At 64.4% G+C, this 21,756-nt stretch carries 21 protein-coding genes; 11 read left to right on the top strand and 10 right to left on the bottom strand.

What is annotated here, in order from left to right; all coding sequences use genetic code 11:
* Positions 1–11: 11 nt before the first annotated feature.
* The 7 genes from rpsP to F4Z81_03950 all read left to right on the top strand — a co-directional run bounded on the left by rpsP (position 12) and on the right by F4Z81_03950 (position 4,553).
* Complete coding sequence (rpsP, locus tag F4Z81_03980) at positions 12–296, top strand: 30S ribosomal protein S16 (protein ID MXW04212.1); 285 nt, start codon at positions 12–14, stop codon at positions 294–296.
* Positions 297–381: 85 nt separating this feature from the next.
* Positions 382–894, top strand: coding sequence for a 16S rRNA processing protein RimM (rimM, locus tag F4Z81_03975; protein ID MXW04211.1), 513 nt, complete (start codon positions 382–384; stop codon positions 892–894).
* Positions 895–905: 11 nt separating this feature from the next.
* Positions 906–1,697, top strand: coding sequence for a tRNA (guanosine(37)-N1)-methyltransferase TrmD (gene trmD / locus F4Z81_03970; GenBank protein MXW04210.1), 792 nt, complete (start codon positions 906–908; stop codon positions 1,695–1,697).
* Between the two features lie 37 nt (positions 1,698–1,734).
* Positions 1,735–2,079, top strand: a complete 345-nt coding sequence (locus F4Z81_03965) for a 50S ribosomal protein L19 (GenBank protein ID MXW04209.1) — start codon at positions 1,735–1,737, stop codon at positions 2,077–2,079.
* 2 nt (positions 2,080–2,081) lie between these two features.
* Entirely contained in the window at positions 2,082–2,726 is a 645-nt protein-coding gene (locus F4Z81_03960; GenBank protein MXW04208.1) for a ribonuclease HII, read from the top strand.
* A gap of 81 nt (positions 2,727–2,807) precedes the next feature.
* Positions 2,808–3,206, top strand: a complete 399-nt coding sequence (locus F4Z81_03955) for a YraN family protein (GenBank protein MXW04207.1) — start codon at positions 2,808–2,810, stop codon at positions 3,204–3,206.
* 111 nt (positions 3,207–3,317) lie between these two features.
* Complete coding sequence (locus F4Z81_03950; protein ID MXW04206.1) at positions 3,318–4,553, top strand: hypothetical protein; 1,236 nt, start codon at positions 3,318–3,320, stop codon at positions 4,551–4,553.
* 92 nt (positions 4,554–4,645) lie between these two features.
* Here the strand turns inward: F4Z81_03950 and pyrC are convergent, their stop codons facing one another.
* The gene (gene pyrC / locus F4Z81_03945; GenBank protein ID MXW04205.1) at positions 4,646–5,653 is read right to left on the bottom strand and encodes a dihydroorotase; all 1,008 of its coding nucleotides are present in this window, start codon (positions 5,651–5,653) and stop codon (positions 4,646–4,648) included.
* A gap of 114 nt (positions 5,654–5,767) precedes the next feature.
* The gene (locus F4Z81_03940; GenBank protein ID MXW04204.1) at positions 5,768–6,895 is read right to left on the bottom strand and encodes an aminomethyl transferase family protein; all 1,128 of its coding nucleotides are present in this window, start codon (positions 6,893–6,895) and stop codon (positions 5,768–5,770) included.
* Between the two features lie 233 nt (positions 6,896–7,128).
* On the opposite strand from F4Z81_03940, the gene F4Z81_03935 reads away from it, so the two are divergent.
* The 4 genes from F4Z81_03935 (at position 7,129) to F4Z81_03920 (ending at position 12,923) form a co-directional block, all read left to right on the top strand.
* Entirely contained in the window at positions 7,129–8,727 is a 1,599-nt protein-coding gene (locus F4Z81_03935; GenBank protein ID MXW04203.1) for a glycine--tRNA ligase, read from the top strand.
* A 103-nt stretch (positions 8,728–8,830) separates the two neighbouring features.
* Entirely contained in the window at positions 8,831–10,003 is a 1,173-nt protein-coding gene (locus F4Z81_03930; protein ID MXW04202.1) for a Gfo/Idh/MocA family oxidoreductase, read from the top strand.
* Positions 10,004–10,105: 102 nt separating this feature from the next.
* Complete coding sequence (locus F4Z81_03925; GenBank protein ID MXW04201.1) at positions 10,106–11,107, top strand: sugar phosphate isomerase/epimerase; 1,002 nt, start codon at positions 10,106–10,108, stop codon at positions 11,105–11,107.
* 106 nt (positions 11,108–11,213) lie between these two features.
* Positions 11,214–12,923 carry a peptide ABC transporter substrate-binding protein gene (locus F4Z81_03920; protein MXW04200.1) on the top strand — a complete coding sequence of 570 codons (1,710 nt, stop codon included), beginning with the start codon at positions 11,214–11,216 and terminating at the stop codon, positions 12,921–12,923.
* Positions 12,924–12,979: 56 nt separating this feature from the next.
* On the opposite strand, the gene F4Z81_03915 is transcribed toward F4Z81_03920, so the two are convergent.
* The 8 genes from F4Z81_03915 to F4Z81_03880 all read right to left on the bottom strand — a co-directional run bounded on the left by F4Z81_03915 (position 12,980) and on the right by F4Z81_03880 (position 21,621).
* Complete coding sequence (locus F4Z81_03915) at positions 12,980–13,852, bottom strand: phytanoyl-CoA dioxygenase family protein (protein MXW04199.1); 873 nt, start codon at positions 13,850–13,852, stop codon at positions 12,980–12,982.
* Between the two features lie 28 nt (positions 13,853–13,880).
* The gene (locus F4Z81_03910; protein ID MXW04198.1) at positions 13,881–15,731 is read right to left on the bottom strand and encodes a hypothetical protein; all 1,851 of its coding nucleotides are present in this window, start codon (positions 15,729–15,731) and stop codon (positions 13,881–13,883) included.
* A gap of 3 nt (positions 15,732–15,734) precedes the next feature.
* A complete protein-coding gene (locus F4Z81_03905) occupies positions 15,735–16,631 on the bottom strand; it encodes a tyrosine recombinase (protein ID MXW04197.1) in 897 nt (298 codons plus the stop codon).
* A gap of 6 nt (positions 16,632–16,637) precedes the next feature.
* Positions 16,638–18,950: a type I DNA topoisomerase gene (gene topA / locus F4Z81_03900; protein ID MXW04196.1), complete on the bottom strand. Its 2,313-nt coding sequence runs from the start codon at positions 18,948–18,950 to the stop codon at positions 16,638–16,640.
* Positions 18,951–19,005: 55 nt separating this feature from the next.
* Positions 19,006–19,476 carry a DUF494 domain-containing protein gene (locus F4Z81_03895; GenBank protein ID MXW04195.1) on the bottom strand — a complete coding sequence of 157 codons (471 nt, stop codon included), beginning with the start codon at positions 19,474–19,476 and terminating at the stop codon, positions 19,006–19,008.
* A 147-nt stretch (positions 19,477–19,623) separates the two neighbouring features.
* Positions 19,624–20,646 (bottom strand): hydrogenase expression protein, encoded by a 1,023-nt coding sequence (locus F4Z81_03890; protein ID MXW04194.1) that lies wholly within the window; start codon positions 20,644–20,646, stop codon positions 19,624–19,626.
* Positions 20,647–20,692: 46 nt separating this feature from the next.
* Positions 20,693–20,995: an HU family DNA-binding protein gene (locus tag F4Z81_03885; GenBank protein ID MXW04193.1), complete on the bottom strand. Its 303-nt coding sequence runs from the start codon at positions 20,993–20,995 to the stop codon at positions 20,693–20,695.
* Positions 20,992–21,621, bottom strand: a complete 630-nt coding sequence (locus F4Z81_03880; GenBank protein MXW04192.1) for a class II aldolase/adducin family protein — start codon at positions 21,619–21,621, stop codon at positions 20,992–20,994. The genes F4Z81_03885 and F4Z81_03880 overlap by 4 nt, the downstream gene beginning before the upstream one ends.
* Between the last annotated feature and the right edge of the window lie 135 nt (positions 21,622–21,756).

Raw genomic sequence — 21,756 nt, 5'->3', positions numbered from 1 at the left:
AGGAGCAGAACATGGCAGTGGCCATACGGCTTCGCCGCACGGGAGCCAAGAAGAGACCCTTTTACCGGATCGTCGTTACGGACAACCGGACCCGCCTGGGCGGTAAGTACATCGAGAGCCTGGGTTACTACAACCCCATTTCGCCGGAACAGCTGGAGATGGACGTGGACAAGGCCGTCGACTGGCTCAACCGCGGCGCCAGGCCGAGCGAAACGGTGCGGTCGCTTCTGGTGAAGAGCGGCGCGATTCAGAAATGGCGCGGCGACAACGAGGAGCCGGCCGAAGCGGCCGAGTAACCCGAAGCGGATCGGCCGGTGGAGCGCCGAAGCGGTCGAGTAACCCGATGCGGATCGGTCACGGGTGCGCCGGGGCGGGGTGTAAGTGAGCGAAGACCGGATCAATATCGGATTCATCCGCAAACCCCACGGCCTCAAGGGCTACGTCCGCGTGGAAGGACTGTCGGACGCTCCGGACCGGTTCGCGGACCTGGACCGGATCGGCGTGGAACTGCAGGACGGCCGGCGGGAGTCGCTGGAGATCGAACGCTGCATCCGCGACGGGAACGGCTGGCGGATGAAATTCCGCGGGATCGATACGACGGAGCACGCGGAACGGCTCCGCGGCGCATACATCCAGGTGCCCGAAGAAGCCGTCGCCCCGTTGCCCCGTGACGCGTACTATGTCTTCGAACTCGAAGGCTGCGCAGTCGTTTCCGACGAGGGAGAAGAAATCGGAATCCTTCGAGAGGTGATGTCCATGCCCGCGAACGACGTGTTTGTGGTGGATACGCCAACCGGAGAAGCGATGATCCCGGCGGTCCGGGACATCGTGGTGGAACTCGATCCCGGTGCGGACAGGATCGTCATACGAAAGATCCCTGGGTTGATCTCATAGCGGAAAAGACCATGCGTATCGACATTCTTACGGCTTTCCCGGGCGTATTCTCGGGACCCTTCGGGGAGAGTATCGTGGGCCGGGCGTGCCGACGGGACCTGGTGGATGTCTTCGTCCACGACCTGCGGGCGTTTACGACGGACCGCCACAAGACCGTCGATGACTACGCCTACGGCGGAAGCCCGGGCATGGTGCTCAAGGCGGAGCCCATATTCAGGGGCGTAAGGCATGTCCGGCGCCAGGTTGACGCGTCGTCCCGGGCGTCCCGGACTGACCAGGTTGACGCGTCGTCCCGGGCTGACCGCTCCCGTACCGTGCTGCTGTCGGCCGGAGGCAGGTCCTTCGTGCAGGATTCGGCCAGGTCCTTCGCGGAACTGGACCAGCTGGTCCTTATCTGCGGGCATTACAAGGGTGTCGACGAACGGGTGGCCAAGGGCCTGGGCGCCGAAGAGTACTCCGTGGGCGATTTCGTCGTCACCGGCGGCGAGATACCGGCCATGATGATCGCGGACGCCGTAATCCGTCTACTTCCAGGGGTCCTGGGCGAAATGGCTTCCGCGGTCACGGATTCGCACTACGAAGGACTGCTGGGCAACGCCGTGTACACGCGGCCGGAGAACTACCAGGAGTGGCGCGTGCCCGAGGTGCTGCTTTCCGGGCACCATGGGCGCATCGAACGATGGGAAAGGCAGGACGCCCTGAAGAAGACGTACCAGCACCGTCCCGAGTTGCTGGAAACCGTGGAATTGACCGGAGAGGATCTGACTTATCTGAGAACCCTTCAACGGAACGAAAACGGGTAGCGCACCCGCGGTCGTTCGAAAGGACGAAGCTTCAAACATGAACGCACTAGACACGATTACCCAGGACCAGTTGCGGACCGACCTGCCGGAATTCCGAGCCGGAGACACCATTCGGATTGAGGTCAAGGTCCGCGAAGGCGACAAGGAACGCGTACAGCTCTTCCAGGGCGTTGTCATCCAGCGGTCCGGCCACGGCATTGGCGAGACCGTCACGGTACGCAAGATCTCGCAGGGGATCGGCGTCGAGCGCATCTTCCCGCTGCATTCGCCGTCGGTTGGTAAAATCCAGGTGTTGCGCAAGGGCAAGGTACGGCAATCACGAATCTACTACCTGAGGAAGCTCAAGGGCAAAGCCGCCCGGATCGCCGAGCGGCGCAACTGAGCATGGCGAAGGGCGACGCGGAGCGGGAGAGACTCCGGGCCATGGCCCGCTTTGAACGGTCCCTCCTCGGTCATGACACGCAGTCCGCGGCCGGTGTCGATGAAGCCGGACGGGGCGCCCTGGCCGGCCCCGTGATCGCGGCCGCCGTGATGCTGCCGGATGATGCCGTGATTCCGGGCCTGGACGATTCGAAACGCCTCACGCCCGCCAGGAGGGATGTCCTCTACGAAAGGATCACGGCCATTGCCACGGCCATCGGCGTCGGCCGGTCCGACCCGGCCGCGATCGACACCGTGAACATCCGCCGGGCGAATCTTCTCGCCATGAAAGAAGCCGTGGAGGCCCTCTCGCCGCCACCGGGCCATCTGCTCGTCGACGGGATCGACGCCATCGACTGGCGGGGCCCCCAGACCACCGTGGTGGGAGGCGACGGACGCAGCCTCTCCATCGCGGCCGCGTCCGTCATCGCGAAGGTGACGCGGGACCGGATCATGATCGCGTGCGACCCGGACTATCCCGAATACGGCTTCGCCCGTCACAAGGGCTACGGCACGGCGGCGCACCTGGCCGCGCTCAAGGACCATGGGCCTTCGGCCGTGCATCGCCGCTCCTTCCTGCGGAAGAGATTCGGTTTCTCCTCAGCCTGACCACCGGCCCGCTGTGTAATTACGGCAGGTCCTCCTGTGTTGATCCCGCGTTGATCCTGCGTTGATCACGGGCATTCATCCATGGCACCCATCACTGGCACCCATCCCGAAGACAACATGACCGCATCGAAGCAAATCCTGGGTTCACGCGGCGAGTCCATCGCGGAAGCGTTCCTGCGCCGGAAGGACCATGCGGTGCTGGCCAGGAATTACCGGGACCCCGTCTCCCGGTGCGAAATCGACCTCATCACCCGGGACGGCGACGAACTCGTCTTCGTGGAGGTCAAGGCCGGAACCGGACGCCGATTCGGCGACCCGCATTCCTGGGTGGACGCGAGGAAACAGCGCCATATCGCCCGGGCCGCCCGCCGATTCCTGCAGGAACGACGCTGGCACGAGACGCCGTGCCGTTTCGACGTCATCGGAATCGATCTCTCTCGGAATCCACCCGGGGTAACGCACCTGGAGCACGCATTCTAGAGCGCCGTCTGATGGGTGCGGCCGCCTTGCGGCGAATCTGAGGCGGTGATCCTCTCCTTGCGGGCGAGCGCGCCAGAACAGGCCGGGCATTAAAATACCGAGCGGACAGTCATGCCGAGACTACGCAAATCGCTGAAAATCCTCGTCGCGGCCGGTTTCCTGCTATGGATCGCCGATGGATACCTGCTCATGCGGTCCGAGTCTCCCCGCCCTGCGCCGGATCCGGCGGCCGGCACCGCGACCACGACCGGACCGGGTGCCACGACCGAACCGGGTACCACGACCGGACCGGGCGGCGGCGCGCGCTATTCCGGCGCCATCCACATGCATTCCACCTACTCCGACGGCGGGGGATCGGTCGAGGATATCGTCCGGGCGGGACAGAACGCGGGACCGGATTTCCTCGTCCTGACCGATCACGACACCATGCAGCCCCTGATCGACGGCCACCAGGGGTATCATGACGGCCTGCTGCTGCTGGTGGGCGAAGAGGTCAACACCAGCGCGGGCCATCTGCTTTCCCTCGGTGTGGGCAGGGATGTGAGTCAGGACGGCCCCCTGGGGCTCCCGGCACTCGTCGAAGAGATCTCTGAATCGGGTGGTGTGTCCATCGCGGCGCACCCCACGGGCCGCCGCCCCTGGACGGACTGGACCCTGGAAGAGATGGACGGCCTGGAAGTGCTCAACGGGAACAGCGAATGGCGCGACGACGGCGTGCTGGAACTGGTGCGGGCTCTCGTTTTCCTTCCGTTCATGCCCGACGAGGTCTTCAACAGCCTCGTCGACCGTCCCGACGAGGCCATCCGCCTCTGGATGCATCGCGCGCAGCGCCAGCCCGTTACCGTGATCGGCAGCCTGGACGCCCACGAGCGCATAAAGCTCTGGGGTGAACGCCACCTGTCCTTCCCCACCTACGAACGCATGTTCGGATTGATCCGGACCTACGTGATCACCGGTACGGAACTGACCGGCGACGCCGAGGTCGACGAGGAGATCCTGCTGAATGCGATCCACCGCGGCAGTTGCTACGTGGTGCTGGAAGGGTACGAGCCGGCCCCCGGTTTTTCATTCGAACTTACCATGGGGCCGGAGACTTTGTCCATGGGGTCCAGTGTCGAGTACCAGAACGGCGGACGGCTGCACGTGACCGCGCCGTCATCGGGCCCGGTGCGCATACGGTTGTACCGGGACGAGGTCCCCCTGATCGAGACCGAAGGACATGAGCTGTTCGTGGAGGTCCCCGGCCCGGGGGTCTATCACACCGAGGTCTACCAGCTGCGCCGCACCCTGTTGCGCGGCGAGCGTCAGCGGCTCTGGATCATCTCGAACGCCATCCGGGTGGAATAGGTTGCGGCGTTTCGTCCCGCGGGCGTTTCGTCCCGCGGCGTTCCGACCCGCGGCGTTCCGACCTCCGGCCGGGCTCACGCATCACCGCCCTTCTACCGTACCTCCGCCACTTCCCAGTCCAATTCCCGCCCGGGATACATGGGGATGACGTCGCCGTACCGCTCGGGGATGACCGCCCCGGTCTTCTCGAACACCACGGTTTTTGCTGGCGGCTCGACACTGTAGATCCGCTTCGCGTTGTCCGAGACGAAGGCCTGCAGCCGGTCCAGTGCGCCATGTTCTTCGAAGAGCCCGACGAGCATCTGCAGGGCGATAGGCGCGGTGAAGACCCCCGCGGCGCAGCCGGCGCACTCTTTTTTGTCGACCGGGTGGGGCGCGGAATCGCTGCCGAAGACGAGCCGGGGGTGGGCATCGAGGGCCAGCGCGAGAAGCGCGTCCCGATCTTCCGGACGCTTGGCGATGGGCTTGCAGAAGAGGTGGGGGTTGAGCAGGCCGCCCGCCACGTCGTCCAGGGTGATCAGCAGGTGCTGCAGGGTAACGGTTGCGGACAGGTTCTCGTGGCGGTCCAGCAGCGCGGCGGCTTCCCAGGTCGTGATGTGTTCCATGACGATGTGCAGCCGGGGATAGCGCGTGGCCAGGTCTTCGTAGACGGGGAGGAACGCGCGCTCCCGGTCCATGACGAAATCCGTCGATTCACCGTGCACCATCAGCCGGATGTCCAGGTCCTGCATCAGAGCCAGGGTATCCTCCACGTTGCCAAGGTCGCCGACGCCCTGTTCGCTGTGGGTGGTAACGCCCTCCGGATACAGCTTGACGCCGATGATACGGTCCTTCATCGAAGCCAGTTCGCTTTCGGCGTAGGGCCGCATGAACAGGGTCATGTAGGGTTCGAAGGCGAGGGGTTCCACGACCGCCCTGACTTCCCGTTGGTACTTTTCCAGCCGCTCCTGGTTGTCTACGGGGGGCACCAGGTTGGGCATGATCACGCCCCCGGCGAAGGTCTCCGCGCTCAGCGGCGCCACGCGCTTCAGCATGGCGCCTTCGCGGAAGTGGATGTGCATGTCCAGGGGGGATTGCAGGGAGAAGGTGGTGTTCGACATGGTATGCGCAGGGATTCCGGTGTAAAGCCTTCCGTTATCAGGGACCTGGGCCGTGCATCAGGGACGAGGGCCGTGCATCAGGGACGAGGGCCGTGCATCAGGGACGAGGGTCGTTCATCCAGGACCGGGGTCGTAGAAGGGCAAGTCCGCGATTTCGGCGCGGGCCGGGACGCCGTCCACCTCGACTTCCAACGGTCCGCCTGGTCCGCCTGGTCCGCCCGCCGCCATGGTTCTCCGCCGGACGAATCCCAGCGCGATGATCCCGTCGACCGCCCGTCCGTGGACCGCCGTGGTGATCCACCCGGCGTCCTTCCCGTCCATCCGGATCACGGCATTCCGTCCGGGCAGCTTTTCCCCTTCGATGACCAGTCCAGACAGCAGGCGGTTGGGACGACCCCGGTGCTCCATCATCACGACGGGTTCCTGCCCGATGTAGCAGCCCTTGGTGAAACTGACGGCCCGGTCCTTCACCGCCTCGTTGGGAATGATCCGGTCGTCCAGTTCCGCCGTGCAGCGGGGAATGCCCGCTTCCACGCGCAGGACTTCCAGGGTCTCGTATCCGATGGGCACGCAGGGGACGCCACCTCCCTCGCCGGCTCCCTCGCCATCTCCCGCGTCGGCGAGTAAAGCCTTCCAGACATCGTCCGCGCTTTCGGCGGGGACGTAGATATCGTAATCCCGTTCGCCCGTACGATGCGTCCGCGCCACGGTCGCGGGCACGCCGCTTAATTCGATCTCCGCGTGTCCGCCGGGCGGCAGCGAAGGCAGGGGACCGGCGAGGCCCTGGACGCAGTCGTCCGCCCGCCTGCCGGACACGCCGATCAGGCCGTACCGCTCGGTGACGTCCGTGATCTCGACGTCGTCCATGAGGGCGTACCGGTCGAGCGTATCCCGGAGCACGCCCGCCATCCCCGGTTCTACGTCGATGAGCAGGTCTTCCCCGCGGACGTGGACCGTCATGTCCGAGATGATCTTCCCCTGGGGTGTCAGCATGCAGGCATAGACGCTTTCTCCTGCACCGAGCTGCTCCACGTCGTTGGTCACCACACGGTGCAGGAAGCGCTGCCGGTCCGTGCCGGTCATGCGCAGCTTGCCGCGGCCGGAGAGGTCGCTCAGGCCGGCTGCGGTCCGGACCGCGCGGTATTCGGCGGCGGCGTCCCCGTAGTGCAGCACGGCCGGCCGGCCCTGGAATTCGCCGGCGACCGCGCCGAGATCGTCGTGGCTTATGACCGTTTCAGACATCGATAGCACCGGGTGTCGGATCGTGTTTTTCGAAGCAGGGCGAAACAACGCTAAAACGCTATGTATCAATGCGCGGGGACCCGGTCCCTGTCAATCTATATTTTAGGTGCGGCGGGGGCCTTTTGGGTTGACACCGCACGGGGTTTTCGTTAAGGTGAACGCGTTGTTCGCGGCGTGCCGGAAGCGCCGCGCTGCCTGTCATCTCCCCGTTTTTCAAACCGGAAAGGACCGCGGTGGCCGCTGTCTCGCTGGAACAACTCGTCTCTCTCTGCAAGCGCCGCGGAATCATCTACCCGGGCTCGGAAATCTACGGCGGCCTGCAGGGTCTGTACGATTACGGCCCGGTGGGTGTCGAGCTGAAGAACAACATCGTGGACTCCTGGTGGCGGCGCAACGTCTATGAGCGGGATGATATGGAGGGGCTCGACAGCGCCATCCTGATGAATCCGCTGACCTGGAAGTACTCGGGCCATGAGGAGACCTTCGTCGATCCCCTGGTGGACTGCCGCAAGTGCCAGGGCCGGTGGCGCGCCGACCAGGTAAAGGGTGTGTGTCCCGCCTGCGGATCCACGGACCTGACCGAGCCGCGGCCCTTCAACCTGATGTTCAAGACCCAGGTGGGGCCGGTATCGGAAGAAGGGGCTTATGCCTTCCTGCGTCCCGAAACGGCCCAGGGCATCTTCGTCAATTTCAACAACGTATTGACCACCACGGCGCGCAAGCTGCCCTTCGGCATCGCCCAGGTGGGCAAGGGATTCCGCAACGAGATCAATCCCCGCAACTTCCTGTTCCGCGTCCGCGAATTCGACATGCTGGAGATCGAGTTTTTCGTCCATCCCGGTACCGAGGACGAATGGCAGGATCGTTGGCTGGAGGACCGCCTCGCCTGGTGGGAACACATTGGCGTCAGCCGGGACAACATCCGGATCCTTGACGTGCCGCAGGAGGATCTCGCCCACTACTCCAAGAAGACCTACGACCTGATGTACCGGTATCCCTCCCTCGGTTTCGAGGAACTGGAGGGCATCGCGAGCCGGACGGACTTCGACCTGGGTGCCCACACGCGGTACCAGGAACAGTACGACCTCACGGCGCAGGTCCCGGAAAACTCTTCCAGCACGACCCGGCTTTCCTATTTCGATCCGCAGACCAACCGCCATGTGATCCCCTTCGTGGTCGAGCCGTCAGCGGGGGTCGGCCGCTGTCTGCTGGCCGTGCTCAGCGAAGCCTACGACGAGTCCATGGTGAAAGCGCCGCCCGAAGACAAGCTTTCGGCCGTCAAGGACGGGCTGGACGCCTTCAACGCGTCGGTCGCGAAGAACAGCAAAATGCCGGACGAAACGCGGGAATCCCTGCAGGCCTTCGGGGAGGCGATCGCCGGCGAGTTGCCCGAGAGCATGCCGCGCATCGACGCGCTCCTGGCCATGACGGGCGCGGACCGGATCAAGGAGGGCAAGACGCTGCGGAACCTGTCGCAGAAGGTCATCGGCGACCACTACCGGACGGTATTGCGGCTCAAGCCCCACCTGGCCCCGGTCAAGGTGGCGGTCTTCCCGCTGAAGCGGACCGACGACCGGCTCGCCGAAACGGCCCGGGACATCCGCAGGTCGCTGCAGTCCGGAGGCAGGATACGCACGGTGTACGACGACACGGGCGCCATCGGCAAGCTCTACCGGCGCCAGGACGAAATCGGCACGCCGCTCTGCGTCACGGTCGATTTCCAGACCCTGGACGACCACGCGGTTACGGTCCGCGACCGGGATACCATGGCGCAGGACCGGGTGGCCATCAGTGAGCTGAAAGATTACGTAGAAGAAAAACTGGCATCCTGAACCGGGCCGCCCCGGCGAAGAACGGGCCGCCCCGGCGAAGAACGGGCCGCCCCGGCGGCGAACGTGACCGCCCCGGCGGCGTGAGACGAGAAAGGAGCATTACATGGCACGGAACGTTAACGTGGGCCTGGTAGGTTATTCGTTCATGGGCAGGGCGCACAGTCACGCCTTCAAGGACATGTCCTTCTTCTTCCCGGACGCGGCCGGCGTGCCGGTCATGAAGGCCATTTGCGGGCGTAACGAGGAGAACGTGAAAGGCGCGGCCGCCGAGTTCGGCTGGGAAGGCTACGAGACCGACTGGAAGACGCTGATCGCCCGTGACGACATCGATCTCGTCGACGTTTCGACACCGGGCGACAGCCACGCGGAGATCGCCATCGCCGCCGCCGAAGCGGGCAAGCACGTCTTCTGCGAAAAACCGCTGGCCAACAGCCTGGCGGAAGCCCGCGCCATGGCCGAAGCCGTGAACCGGGCGGGCGTGAAGAGCATGGTGGCCTACAACTACCGCAGGGTGCCCGCCGTCGCGCTGGCGAAGCGGCTCATCGAAGAAGGCCGCATCGGCCAGGTGTATCACTGGCGCGCCGTCTACCTGCAGGACTGGATCATGGACCCCGATTTCCCCCTGGTGTGGCGGCTGCAGAAGGAGAAGGCCGGCTCGGGTCCCCACGGCGACCTGAACGCCCACATCATCGACCTGGCCCGGTATCTCATCGGCGAGATCACCGAGGTGACCGGCATGCAGGAGACCTTCATCAAGGAGCGTCCCATCGTGGAGGAGATCGATTCGGCCCTGGGCGCGAGTGCCGGCGGTTCCACGCGGTCGGGACCGGTGACCGTGGACGACACGACCCTGGCGCTGGCCAGGTTCGAGAACGGCGCCGTGGGCTCCTTCGAAGCCACGCGCTTCGCCGGCGGGAGGAGAAACGGAAACCGATTCGAGATCAACGGCAGCAAGGGTTCCATCGCCTTCAACCTGGAGAAGATGAACGAGCTCCAGTACTACAACCGGGAAGACGAGGACCACGTGCAGGGCTTCCGCGAGATCATCGTGACCGAAGGCGCCCACCCCTACATGGACCGGTGGTGGCCGCCCGGGCACATCATCGGATGGGAACACACCTTCATCCACGAGGTGTACGATCTCATGCAGGCCATCGCCGGCGCCGACGACAATCTCCATCCGGACTTCGACGAAGGGGTCCGGGACCAGGCCGTGCTGGAAGCCGTTTCGCTGTCGGCTGAGAACGGCAGCTGGGTCCGGATCGCCGACCTGTAGGCCTGCGGCCTGTGAACGCGATACCGGCGTGGGGCGCCCGCCATCAACCGGCGGCCTCCGCGCCGTACATGCCGACTATGAAACTGAAAGGAGCAGTCAATCATGTCTCGTCCCGTAACGCTTTTTACCGGCCAGTGGGCGGACCTCACCCTGGACACGCTTGCCGGGAAGGCGGCGAGCTGGGGGTTCGACGGTCTGGAACTGGCCTGCTGGGGTGACCATTTCGACGTGAATCAGGGCGCTGAAAGCAAGGCGTACTGCGAGGACCGCCGGGCGCTGCTGGACAAGCACGGACTGCAGGTGTTTTCCATCAGCAACCATCTCGCCGGTCAGGCGGTCTGCGACCTGATCGATGCCCGCCACGAGGCGATCCTGCCGCCCCATGTCTGGGGGGACGGGGACCCGGAAGGCGTGCGCCGGCGCGCGGCCGAGGAGATGAAGCAGACCGCCCGGGCCGCAGCGAACATGGGCCTCGATGTAGCCAACGGCTTCACCGGCTCGTCGATCTGGCACCTGCTCTACTCCTTCCCGCCGGTGGACCCATCATCCATCGATGCGGGATACGAAGACTTCGCGGCGCGCTGGAATCCGATCCTGGACGTGTTCGACGAGGTGGGCGTGAAGTTCGGCCTGGAGGTGCATCCCACGGAGATCGCCTTCGACATCTCCTCGGCACAGCGGGCGCTGGACGCCCTGGATAATCGCGAGGCCTTCGGATTCAACTACGACCCCAGCCACTTCGGCTACCAGGGGGTGGACTACGTCGAGTTCATCCGGACCTTCAGGGACCGCATCTACCACGTGCACATGAAGGACGTCTGGTGGTCGGAACGCCCGACCCGGGCCGGCGTCTTCGGCGGACATGTCAACTTCGGCCATTCCGACCGGTACTGGGATTTCCGGTCCCTCGGCCGCGGCAGCATCGATTTCGAGGAGATCATCCGCGCGCTGAACGAGATCGGGTACCAGGGTCCCCTCTCCATCGAGTGGGAGGACAGCGGCATGGACCGCGAGCACGGCGCCGAGGAAGCCTGCGCCTTTACGAAGGGCGTCGACTTTCCGCCGTCCGACGTGGCCTTCGATGCCGCCTTCGCCGAAGAATGACCGATCGGCCCGCGGCTGCAGCACAGGTCTCGTGGCCGGCGGGGGTTCCAAGGCGTAGCTACAGGCGCTTCATGTCGTAGCGTTCCGCGGCGACCGGGAGGGCACGATGGGAGGAAGGTTATACGTCTTGATCTGCGCCGCCGCGCTTGTCGCAGCGGCCTGCGGGTCACCGGGTAACGAGCCCGGCGACGGGACGCAGACCTCGCGTGTCAATTCGGTGGGGCGGGAACTGCCGGTCGACGCGGCCCCGCTCAGCGAGCAGTACATCCGGCTGAGCATGCTGGAACCGTCCACCCTGGACGTGGGCATCTCCCTCTTCGACGCCCAGTTCAACGCCTTCCTATTCGAATCCCTGCTGGTCTTCGACGAAGACATGGAGATCAGGGGCGCGGCCGCCGAGTCCTGGTCCGTGGCGGACGATCACGTGACCTGGACTTTCACGATCCGCGAAGGGGCGAAGTGGAGCGACGGCCGGCCGGTGACCGCCCACGATTTCGAATGGTCCTTCCGCCGGCTGCTCGATCCCGCCCACGCCAACATCTTCGCCTACTTCTACTACCCGATCAAGGGCGCCCGCGCCTTCAACACGGGAAAGACGAGCGACCCGCAGGCCGTCGGCGTCCGGGCCGTGGACGACCGCACGCTGGTGATCGAGACCGAAGAACCGTGCTCGCACTTTCCCTACATTCTCACCTTCTTTACTTCCGTGCCGGCGCCCCGGTGGCAGGTGGAGAAATACGGGATAAGGTGGTCCGAACCGGAGTACTGCGTGTCCAATTCCACCTGGCGCCTCGCGTCGTGGGACAAGAGCGTCGGCATGACCTATGCGCTGAATCCCCATTACAACGGACCCTGGAAGGGATACCTCGAACGCATCGAGTTCACCTTCATCCTGCCGGGCTGGCGGGGACTGCCGGCCTATGAGAACGGCGAGTTCGACCGGATCGCAGTCCTTGGTCCCGATTACCATCACGCGCGCATGGACCCCGTCCTGAGCCGCGAGTTGATCACCTATCCGAACTTCGGGACGTACTACACGATCTTCAGGACCCGCGAGCCGCCCTTCGACAACATCCGGCTGCGCCAGGCCCTGGCCCACGCCATCGACCGCGAGTCCATCTGCAACGTCGTGCTCGGCGCCGCCGCTACGCCGGCCTACGGCATGCTGCCGAAGGGCTTCCCGGGGTACCAGTCGGAGCGGATCCGCGCGTACCAGGCCTTCGATCCGGAGCTGGCCCGGCAGCGACTGGCGGAGGCCGGCTACCCCGGCGGAAAGGGACTGCCCCCGCTCGAACTCTGGGTGCGGGGCCAGCCGCCGACGCCCGATGAATGGAACGTGGTCGTCGCCATGCAGCAGATGTTCGAGGACCACCTGGACATCGAGGTGAACCTGCGGCAGCAGTCCACAAACGCCTTCAACGCCTTCATGCGCGACCACGAGATCCCCTGGGGTTTCCTGTGGTTCAACATGGACTACCCCGACCCCAGCGACATGATCGCCGTGCCCTGGCGCTCCCAGCCCGCGGGATCGGGCCGGCAGGACTGGATACACGAAGAGTTCGACCGCCTGGTGGATGCGGCCGCTCGGGAATTCGACGAGGAGAAGCGCGTCGCCATGTACCAGGACGCCGAGGTGATCCTGGCCGAGCAGGCCGCGGGCGTGTTCCTGCATAACATGGTCAACGCGACCCTGAGCAAGCCGTGGGTCCTGGGCATCGAGGAAAACAGGTACGGCGACCGGCGATGGAGCGGTTTCGCTCCGGCCTTCTCCACCCTGTACATCGGTGAACTCGGGCCGGATTCCGGAAGGCGGTAGGGATCGACGCGGAACTGGATTCCGGCCGCCGGCAGGGTTGGTAGCTCAGGCAACAATCAGGCGAAGGGATCCAGGTCGAATCCCGATTCCGGCCGGATCCGTTCTGCGCCTTCGGGCCAGTCCGAGGGCCAGTCCCATCCCGGGATCTGCAGGCTTTCCGCGCGGACCCGGTGCGCGGCGGCCCGCCGGTGCACGCCGTGCGGCGCCGTACTGACCTCCGAGCTGTGGAGCATGGTGGGATAGTAGAAGGTGACGCTTCCCTCGCCCGCGGTGCAGTCGATGGCCTCGTGCTCGTGCGTGGCGACATAGGCCTCAGGTCCGCCCTTCAGCTCAAGAGGACCTTCGAGATAGGAGCCCGGAAGGACCTTCATGGCGCCGTTCTCGATGGTCTGCGGGTCCACGTTGATGCGGACGATGATGGTCTGCTGGAAATAGTCTTCCTTCCAATCGATGTCGGCCGGCCTGATGTGTATGTGGCCGAACTGGTTCCAGTAGCCGGAAAGATCAAGGTCATGGTCCCGGGGCGGGTCCACGATGAAGAAAGTGTCCTGGTGCCATCCGATCTCCGCGTCGCCGCCGGCCACCTTGTCGAACATGGTGCCGATGCTCGCGTGTTTGACCGGCTCGCCCAGGGCGCGTTCGAGCACGCTGACGATGGCGGGATGCCGGGAGAACCGGAGTCCGCCTTCGCACACGGCGTAGAGTTCCCACAGCAGCCAGACCGTATCCTTCGATCTTCCGAGGAGCTTGTCGGTCGGCCGACCCTTGTATTCCTCTACGCGGCTCGCCTCCGCGATGGTCCCGTCCAGCAGTCCGCGGAACGAGTTCATCTCTTCTGCGGAGAATACGCCTTCGACGGTCACGATGCCCCGCGTCTTCAGCGCATCCACCGCTTCCTGCAGACCGAGGGCGTTCTTTCCGTTGTACATGTTCTAACTCCCCTTACGCGCCGGGCCGCTAACGATTCAGCCTGAGCGTTATGTCTTCCGTCTCCCATCCCAATCGTACTTCCAGGGTGTCCGGATGGACCATGGACCGCTCGGCGGGAACGAATGGCAAGGCGTTGCCGTAATCGAATTTGCCGTTTCCGTTCGCGTCGCGGTAGGCCTGAAGGATATACCGGCCCGGCAGCACGTTGTCAAAACGAAAATCCCCGGTACCGTCCAGTTCGATTTCCGATGCGGGCTCCGAGTCTCTCAATTTATAAAGGGAGATCCCAACGGCTCCCGCCCCCGCTGGATTATCGTCCTCGAACCGTCCCGACAGCGAACCGTAGCTCTCGGGATCGATGGTCGAGAAGGTGTACGAGAGCGTATCGGGGCGGTCGCCCGTGGCTTGCAGCGGTTGGTCGAACCCGTTCGTGACCAGGCCGGCCAGTACGAGGATCTCGTAGTCGGCACTCGGCTGCAGCAGGCTGTCGGGCCGCATCGCGGCGACCGTGGCGTCGATCCACCGGAGATCCCCGCCGATCTCCTGGTCCGTGGAGTCGCGAAGGACCACGGCCCCTTCCTCCAGGGTTACGGGTTCGCTGAACGAGAAACGAAGCTCGACGGACAGCGCGACATCCCGCGAGCGGTTGCCGGGATGAACCTCCAGGAGCCTCGGTGCCGGCGGGTTCTCAATGGACGACCCGGTGAACTCAGCGGTGTTCTCCGTCGTGTCGATCGGTTCCGACCAGGTGTTTTCAAGTCCGGTAACGGTCAGGCGATAGACCCGGTCGCGGACCTGGGGCGCCGTGATGAGCACGATGGTCGCCGGATCCGCCGGATCGAGATAGGCGGACGTGACCTCGAGGCATTCGCCCTCCTCCACGCCGGCGATGGCATAGGCGCCCGTGTCCCGGACCATGTCCGCGTGCGGCGCCTCGCTCAGGAAGATACTCAGTGCACGCCGGTGGGACACCCGGGCGGACATCACGTGCATGGCGGCGGTATCGTTCACGGCCATCCGGAACCACATGGGACCGTCCACCATGCCCTCATCCGACATACCCACTTCCGATATACCCACTTCCGACATGCCCTCTTCCGCCATATCCTCATCCGACATGCCCTCTTCCGAAAGGACGACGTCCCGGGTGGGCACCCCGATGGGGTCCACGCCCGCGTCGTAGAGACGGTCTCTGCCCTGGTCCAGGAAGGCGAAAAGACGGTAACGGCCGGCCGAGAGATGGGTGAAGGTAAAGGTACCGTCCCGGCCTGCCTGGGTCAGGTAGTCCGGGGTCGTGCCGGCCGGGTCCGGGTCGGGCTTCCCGGCAAGGTTGTAGGCCCAGACATAGGTGTTCCTGGCAGGCTGGCCGTCATGGACCGTCAGTCCATTGACCTCCCCCTCTTCGATGCTGGGGCCGGTCGACAGCGCGTATACAAAGGTCGAATCCATGCGGTTACTGCGCATGTCCCTGAAGCCGGTGCCCACCGTGATGATATAGGTTCTGTCGGCCAGCAGGGGCTCCTCGAACCGAACCGTGATCTCGTTGCCCCGCCAGCTCGCTTCGGCTTCGAATTCGACGATCGGCGCGATGAACAGGTTGCCTTCGATGGAACGGGGCTGAATGCGTTCGCTGAAGGTAAGCTTCGGGGAAACGTCCAGCGGCACGTGGGTCGAACCCGCCGGGGGATCGGTTTCCACCACCCAGGGCGGAATGCGGTCGCGCGGGCCGCCGGGCGGCATGCCTTCGCGGGCGCAGGCCACGGCGACCAGGCCGACCAGGCAGGCCATGGCGACCAGGCAGGCCGGGCCGATCAGGCCGACTGGGCTGGCCAGGCTGACCGGAATCTTCAGCGCGGAGTGGTCCGGCGTCCCGTTCATAGATCAGGCGCGGGGATGCGCCTCTTCGTACGTTTTCTTGAGGCGGTCGAGGGCGACGTGGGTATAGACCTGCGTGGTCGAAAGCCGTTCATGGCCGAGCAGTTCCTTGACCGCCATCAGGTCCGCTCCGGCGTCGAGCAGGTGCGTTGCGGTCGTATGGCGGAGCATGTGGGGCGTCAATCCCTGCTGGCTGATCCGGAGACCGTATCTCCCCAGGATGTACTGGACCCCGCGTCCCGTCAGCCTGCGGCCGTGTTGATTCAGCAGGAGTGCCGCCGTATCTTCCCGCCCCGTTTTGATCAGCATGGGACGGACATCCATATAGGCCGCCAGCGCGGACAACGCGGGCCCGCCCAGCGGCACGATGCGTTCCCGGTCTCCCTTCCCGATCACGCGGATCCGTTCCTCCGTCATTTCGATCGCGCCGACGTCGAGTCCTACGAGCTCCGACAACCGCATGCCCGCTCCGTAAAGCAGTTCCAGGATGACCACATCCCGCAGACCGAGTAGCCGGCTCCGGTCGGGCTGGCCGAGCAGGGCTTCCACCTGGCTCTTGTCCAGGAACCGGGGCAGGTGGCGGTCCCATTTCGGCGTGGTCAGGTAGACGCAGGGGTTGGAGGAAACGATCCCTTCCCGGCAGAGGTAGTGGAAGAAGGACCGCACGGCCGCGAAACGGCGCGCGATGGTCCGCCTGCTGAAGCCTTCCCGGTGCAGGTGGTGAAGGAACGCCCGCACCACGGACTTGTCGATGGATTCCGGATCCGGCGGATCGGCGCCGCCGTCTTCGGAGAGGAAAGACTGGAATTGGCCCAGGTCGCCGGCATAGGCCGAACGGGTATGCCGGGAGTAATTGCGCTCGATCTCGAGATGATCGAGAAATGCGCTGACCAGTTTCTCCATGATCGGTCAAGCCTCCTGGAGGGTCTGTCCCGCCTGGTCCGCCTGGTCCAGCTGCCCCGCCTGGTCCGCCTCGCCGGAGCCCTCGGGTTGCGACTCGGCCGCCCGGACGCGATGCTTGCATGACGGGCACTGGAGCGCTTCACGGCCGGACCGTTCCTGTTTCTCGACCATGAGGGGATAGTCGCACCGTGGACAGCGGCGGTCGACCGGCTTGTCCCACACCACGAAACGGCACCTGGGGTAGTTGCTGCAACCGTAGAAGTTTCGGCCCTTCTGCGACCGGCGCGCCGTGAGGAACCCGTCACAACCTTCTTCAGGACAGTCGACCCCGAGGTTGACCGGCCGCGTCTCCCGGCAGCGGGGATATCCGCTGCACGCCAGGAACGGACCGTACCGGCCGGTCTTCACGACCATTTTCTCGCCGCACTTCCCGCATACTTCGTCAGTGTTCAAGTCGGCGTTCTCTTCGCCGTTCATCGGCCGGGTGTTCCGGCACGCCGGAAACCCCCCGCACGCCATGAACCGGCCGTTGCGGCCCCATCGGATGACCATGGGCTTGCCGCATTTCTCGCATTTCTCGTCCGTCTCCTCCGTCAGCGTGCTCTTCAGCTCCGACCGCTGGGCGTTTACGGACTGCAGCCGCTCGTTGAAGGGCTGGTAGAAGTCCACCAGGGTGCCGGTCCAGTCCAGTTCCCCGGTTTCGATGCGGTCCAGCGCGTCTTCCATCTTCGCGGTGAACGCCACGTCGAACAGGTCCGGGAAAGCCATGACCAGGATCCGGTTTACGGCCATGCCGAGGTCCGTTGGCGTGAACCGGCCCGCTTTCATGGCCGCGTACTTGCGCATGCGCAGCGTGCTGATGATCTGGGCATAGGTGCTTGGCCGGCCGATCTGCCGGACCTCGAGTTCCTTGACGAGACTCGCCTCGGTGTACCTGGGCGGGGGCTGGGTGAAATGCTGCCTGGGTTCGAGCTTTTCCAGGGCGAGTTTCTCGTCCTTCCGCAGATCGGGCAGGGATTTCTCGTCGTCTTTGCCTTCAACGTCCTCGTCGACCGGTTCTTCATAGGCCTTCAGGAAACCCGCGAAGGTCGGCACGGTGCCCGTGGCGCGGAACTGGTACTTCCCGGACCGGATGTCCACGGTGGTCACGTCGAACCGGGCCGGACGCATCTGGGACGCCACGAAGCGCAGCCAGATCAGTTCATACAGCCTGTACTGGTCCTTCGTCAGGAAGGGCTTCATCTTCTCCGGGCTGCGGTCCACTGCCGTGGGCCGGATCGCCTCATGGGCGTCCTGGGCGCCCGGCTTGGTCTTGAACCTCCGCGGCTTGGGGGGGACGTATTCGTCGCCGTATACCCGGCCGATCAGGTCCCGGACGGCCGCGATCGCCTCGTCCACGATCCGGGTCGAGTCCGTCCTCATGTAGGTGATCAGCCCAATGGCCCCCTCGTCGCCCAGCTCGATGCCTTCGTAGAGCTGCTGGGCGATCATCATGGTCTTCTGGGTGGTGAACCGGAGGCGCCTGGCCGCGTCCTGCTGCAGGGTGCTGGTGATGAAGGGCGGATAGGGATTGCGCTGCGTGCGCTTCCGCGTGATGTCCTCGATTTCGAAGGTCTTCCCGTGCAGGTCCTCGATCAGCGCCCGGGCCGATTTCTCGTCGGGCAGGTTGAACTTCTCTCCGTCCACGCGGACCAGCTTGACCGGGAACACGGCGTCCCCCTCCGACCGGAGGTGTGCCGTAATGGACCAGTACTCCTCGACCTTGAACTTCTCGATTTCCACTTCCCGTTCGCATATCAGCCGCAGCGCCACCGACTGTACCCGTCCCGCGCTCAATCCGCCGGTGATCGTCTTCCAGAGGAAGGGACTGACCTGGTACCCGACGAGACGGTCCATGACTCGGCGCGCCTGCTGGGCGTTGACTTTCTGCATGTCGATCGACACGGGCTTGTCGATCGCCGTCCGCACCGCCCCGGGGGTAATTTCGTGGAAGAGCACCCTCCCCACTTCCTTCTTGCTGTTGCCCAGCTGGCTGGCCACGTGCCAGGCGATGGCCTCGCCCTCCCGGTCCGGGTCGGTCGCGAGGAAGATCTGATCGGCCGACCGCGCCGCGCTGCGGAGGTCTTTAACGACCTTTTCCTTCCCCGGGATCGTCACGTATTCGGGCTGGAAACCGTTCTGGACGTCGACGCCCAGGCTCTTGGGCGGCAGGTCCCGGACATGGCCCACGGACGCCATGATCTCGAAATCCTTGCCCAGGTACTTCTTGATCGTACGGGCCTTGGCCGGGGACTCCACGATAACGAGTGATTTGGACATGTTTGAAAGTAGTCGCGTGAAAGTAGCTGCGCTGGAGATGAAGGAGTGTCGGGCTTCAGTTCCCGATGATGCCCTCTTCGAGGTCGTCGGGCAGCCAGATCATGACCTGGCCGGATTCCGACTCGAGCAGGATCGGCGCGGCGATGGTTTTGATATCATCCCGGGTGACGGAACGGGCGCCCGTCAGCATGGCCCGTTCGATGATCAGTTCGGTCTGCGCATCGGTAATCAGGCCCAGTTCGCGAAGCTCCAGCAGGTAACCGTACGCGTCCGGCTGGATCATCAGTTGTTCCACGGCGTGCAGAATCCGGTTGGGTTTGGGCTGGAGCGGCTTGGTCGGATCGACCACGACTTCCGCCTGCGCCTGGAGGCGGTCGAACAGCCAGGCGAAGGCCGTGTTGACCTCCTGCTGGGTATAGCCGTGGCCGACCAGGGTCTGTGAGACGTCGGCGATGTCGTTGAATCGGCCTTTTTCATCCTGCATGTGCTTCATGAGGAAAACGATGATTTCCATCACTTTTTCCATGATGCGCTCCTGAAGGAATGCGAAGATGTGATTGGAACCGGGCCGAAGAACGACCCCTGGCCGTACACCGTACTTTTCGGTTTTCGCTGTCCAAATCTAAGCTTCCGGGGGTCCGCATGCAAGTATTTTTACCGGTCCCGGACGGCGTTACGTCGCTTCGAACACCTTGCCGATTTCATCCCGGTCGAAGGCCGGGAGATCGGCGATTTCACCCTTGCTTCTGATCCGGATTCCGTACTCTGGAGGCTCTACGGACCCGATCTCGGCGACCGGTATGCCGGCTTCGCCAAGGCGGGCCGCAAGGGGCTGCGCACGGTCCGCCTCCACCACGATGAGCAGGGCGCCCGACGCGATGACGCCCAGGGGATCCAGGCCGAAAAACGCGCAGAGGGCCTCCGGTTCGGGCAGCAGCGGAATCCGGTCCTCCTCGATGAGCATGCCGACCCCGGAAGCGACTGCGATCTCCCGCAGTCCCGACGCGAGTCCGCCCTCCGTGGGATCGTGCATGGCGCGGACCCCGCCGGTCTCCATGGCGAGGCGGGCTTCCCTGACCACGCTGAGGCCGGGTTGCCTGAGGTACCGCCGGCAGGTCTCGAGGAATTCGTCGGAGAATCGCGTCCGGACCTCGTTGCTTTTTTCCATGGCGATCAGCGCCGTCGCCTCGATGGCGATCCCCTTGGTCAGCAGGATCCGGTCGCCCACACAGGCGCCGTCGCCGGAGACATAGCCGTCGGCCGTCGTTTCCCCCAGCATCTGCCCAATGAGCAGCGGCCGGTCCAGGCCGTGGGTGATTTCGGTGTGTCCGCCGCAGAGGGTGATGCCGAGTTCGCGGCAGGCGTCGGCCAGGCCGGAGAATATGCGGTCCACCATACCGGCGTCGGTTTTATCTTCCGGAAGCAGTATGGTCGAGAGGAACCACCGGGGCGCCGCGCCCATGGCGGCGACGTCGTTGGCGTTGATGTTGACGGCGTACCAGCCGATTTCCTCGGTGGCGAAGGTGATGGGGTCGGTTTTCGAGACGAGTACGCTGGAACCGAAGGAGATGACCGCCGCGTCCCGACCGATGCCCGGGCCCACGAGCAGTCTCGGGTCGGCGCCGGAAGCATAGCGGCGCAGGATGCGGTCCAGGTCTTCCGCGGGCAGCTTGCCGACCGGGTAATAGGGAGGCATGTCTCGCTGATTGGCGTGGGTGCGTCGATGCCCTGAGCGTCGGCGGTTATTCCCGACGCTTCCGCTGGGCGCGCAATGCTTCTTTCAGGATCTTGCCGGGCTTGAACTTGGCTTTCCGGCGGGCCGGAACCTCGATGGTGTAGCCGGTCCGCGGATTGCGGGCCGCCGGCTTGGGGCGGGTATTCCTGATTTCCAGCGCGCCGAATCCCCTGATCTCGATCCGGTTGCCCTCGACCAGGTTCTCCCGCATGATTTCGAAGAGCGCGTCGATCACGGGATAGATCTGCGTCTTTTTCAGTCCCAGTGTCTCGCTGATTTCGTTGACCAGTTCTCTGCGCGTTGTCGTCATGTAGGTTCCTCGGTCCGGTGTTCTTTCTTTCCGCCGGATGAACAGGGCCGGCCGTGCAGGCGGTGCAGCTTGTCCACGTTCTCCTGGTCTATGGTGTTGACCCGGCCGAGCATGCGCGCCACGAGGGCGATCTGCGCGCAGTGCTCCATGGTTTCCATTTTGTGATAGGCCGAAACGATGTCCGGACCCAGGGTCAGCGCGCCGTGGTTTTCCAGCAGGATCGCGTCGTGGTCCCGCACGAATCCCCTGAGCGATTCGACCAGTTCCATGGTTCCCGGCGTCCCGTAGGGCGCGATGGGGACGAATCCCAGGGAGACGATCACCTCGGGCAGCAGGGCATCGGGCAGATGCACGCCGGCCACCGAGAAACCCGTCGCCGACGGAGGATGGGCGTGGGCCACGGCGTGCACGTCCGGACGCTCCCGGTACACCATGAGGTGCATTTTCATTTCTGACGACGGTTCGTGCATCCCCGAGATCACCGCGCCGTCATAATCGACGATCACGAATTTGTCCGGGTCCAGGAAACCCTTGCTCACCCCGGTCATCGTGATCAGCAATCGGTCTTCGGACAGTCGAACGCTTAAGTTCCCGTCGTTCGCGGCTACGTATCCCCGGTCATACATCCGCTTGCCGACGTGGATTACGTCGGATACGACTTGCTCTATTTGCAAGATTACGCTGTTCCGGTTGAAAGATTGCGGATTGCGGTGGTACGGTTCGAATATATCCGGCCCGCCGTTTCCGTACAAGTATTATTA

It is taken from the genome of Gemmatimonadota bacterium, from assembly GCA_009835325.1.
Classification (GTDB): Bacteria; JAAXHH01; JAAXHH01; order JAAXHH01; family JAAXHH01; genus JAAXHH01.
This window is presented reverse-complemented; position numbering and strand designations above follow the sequence as displayed.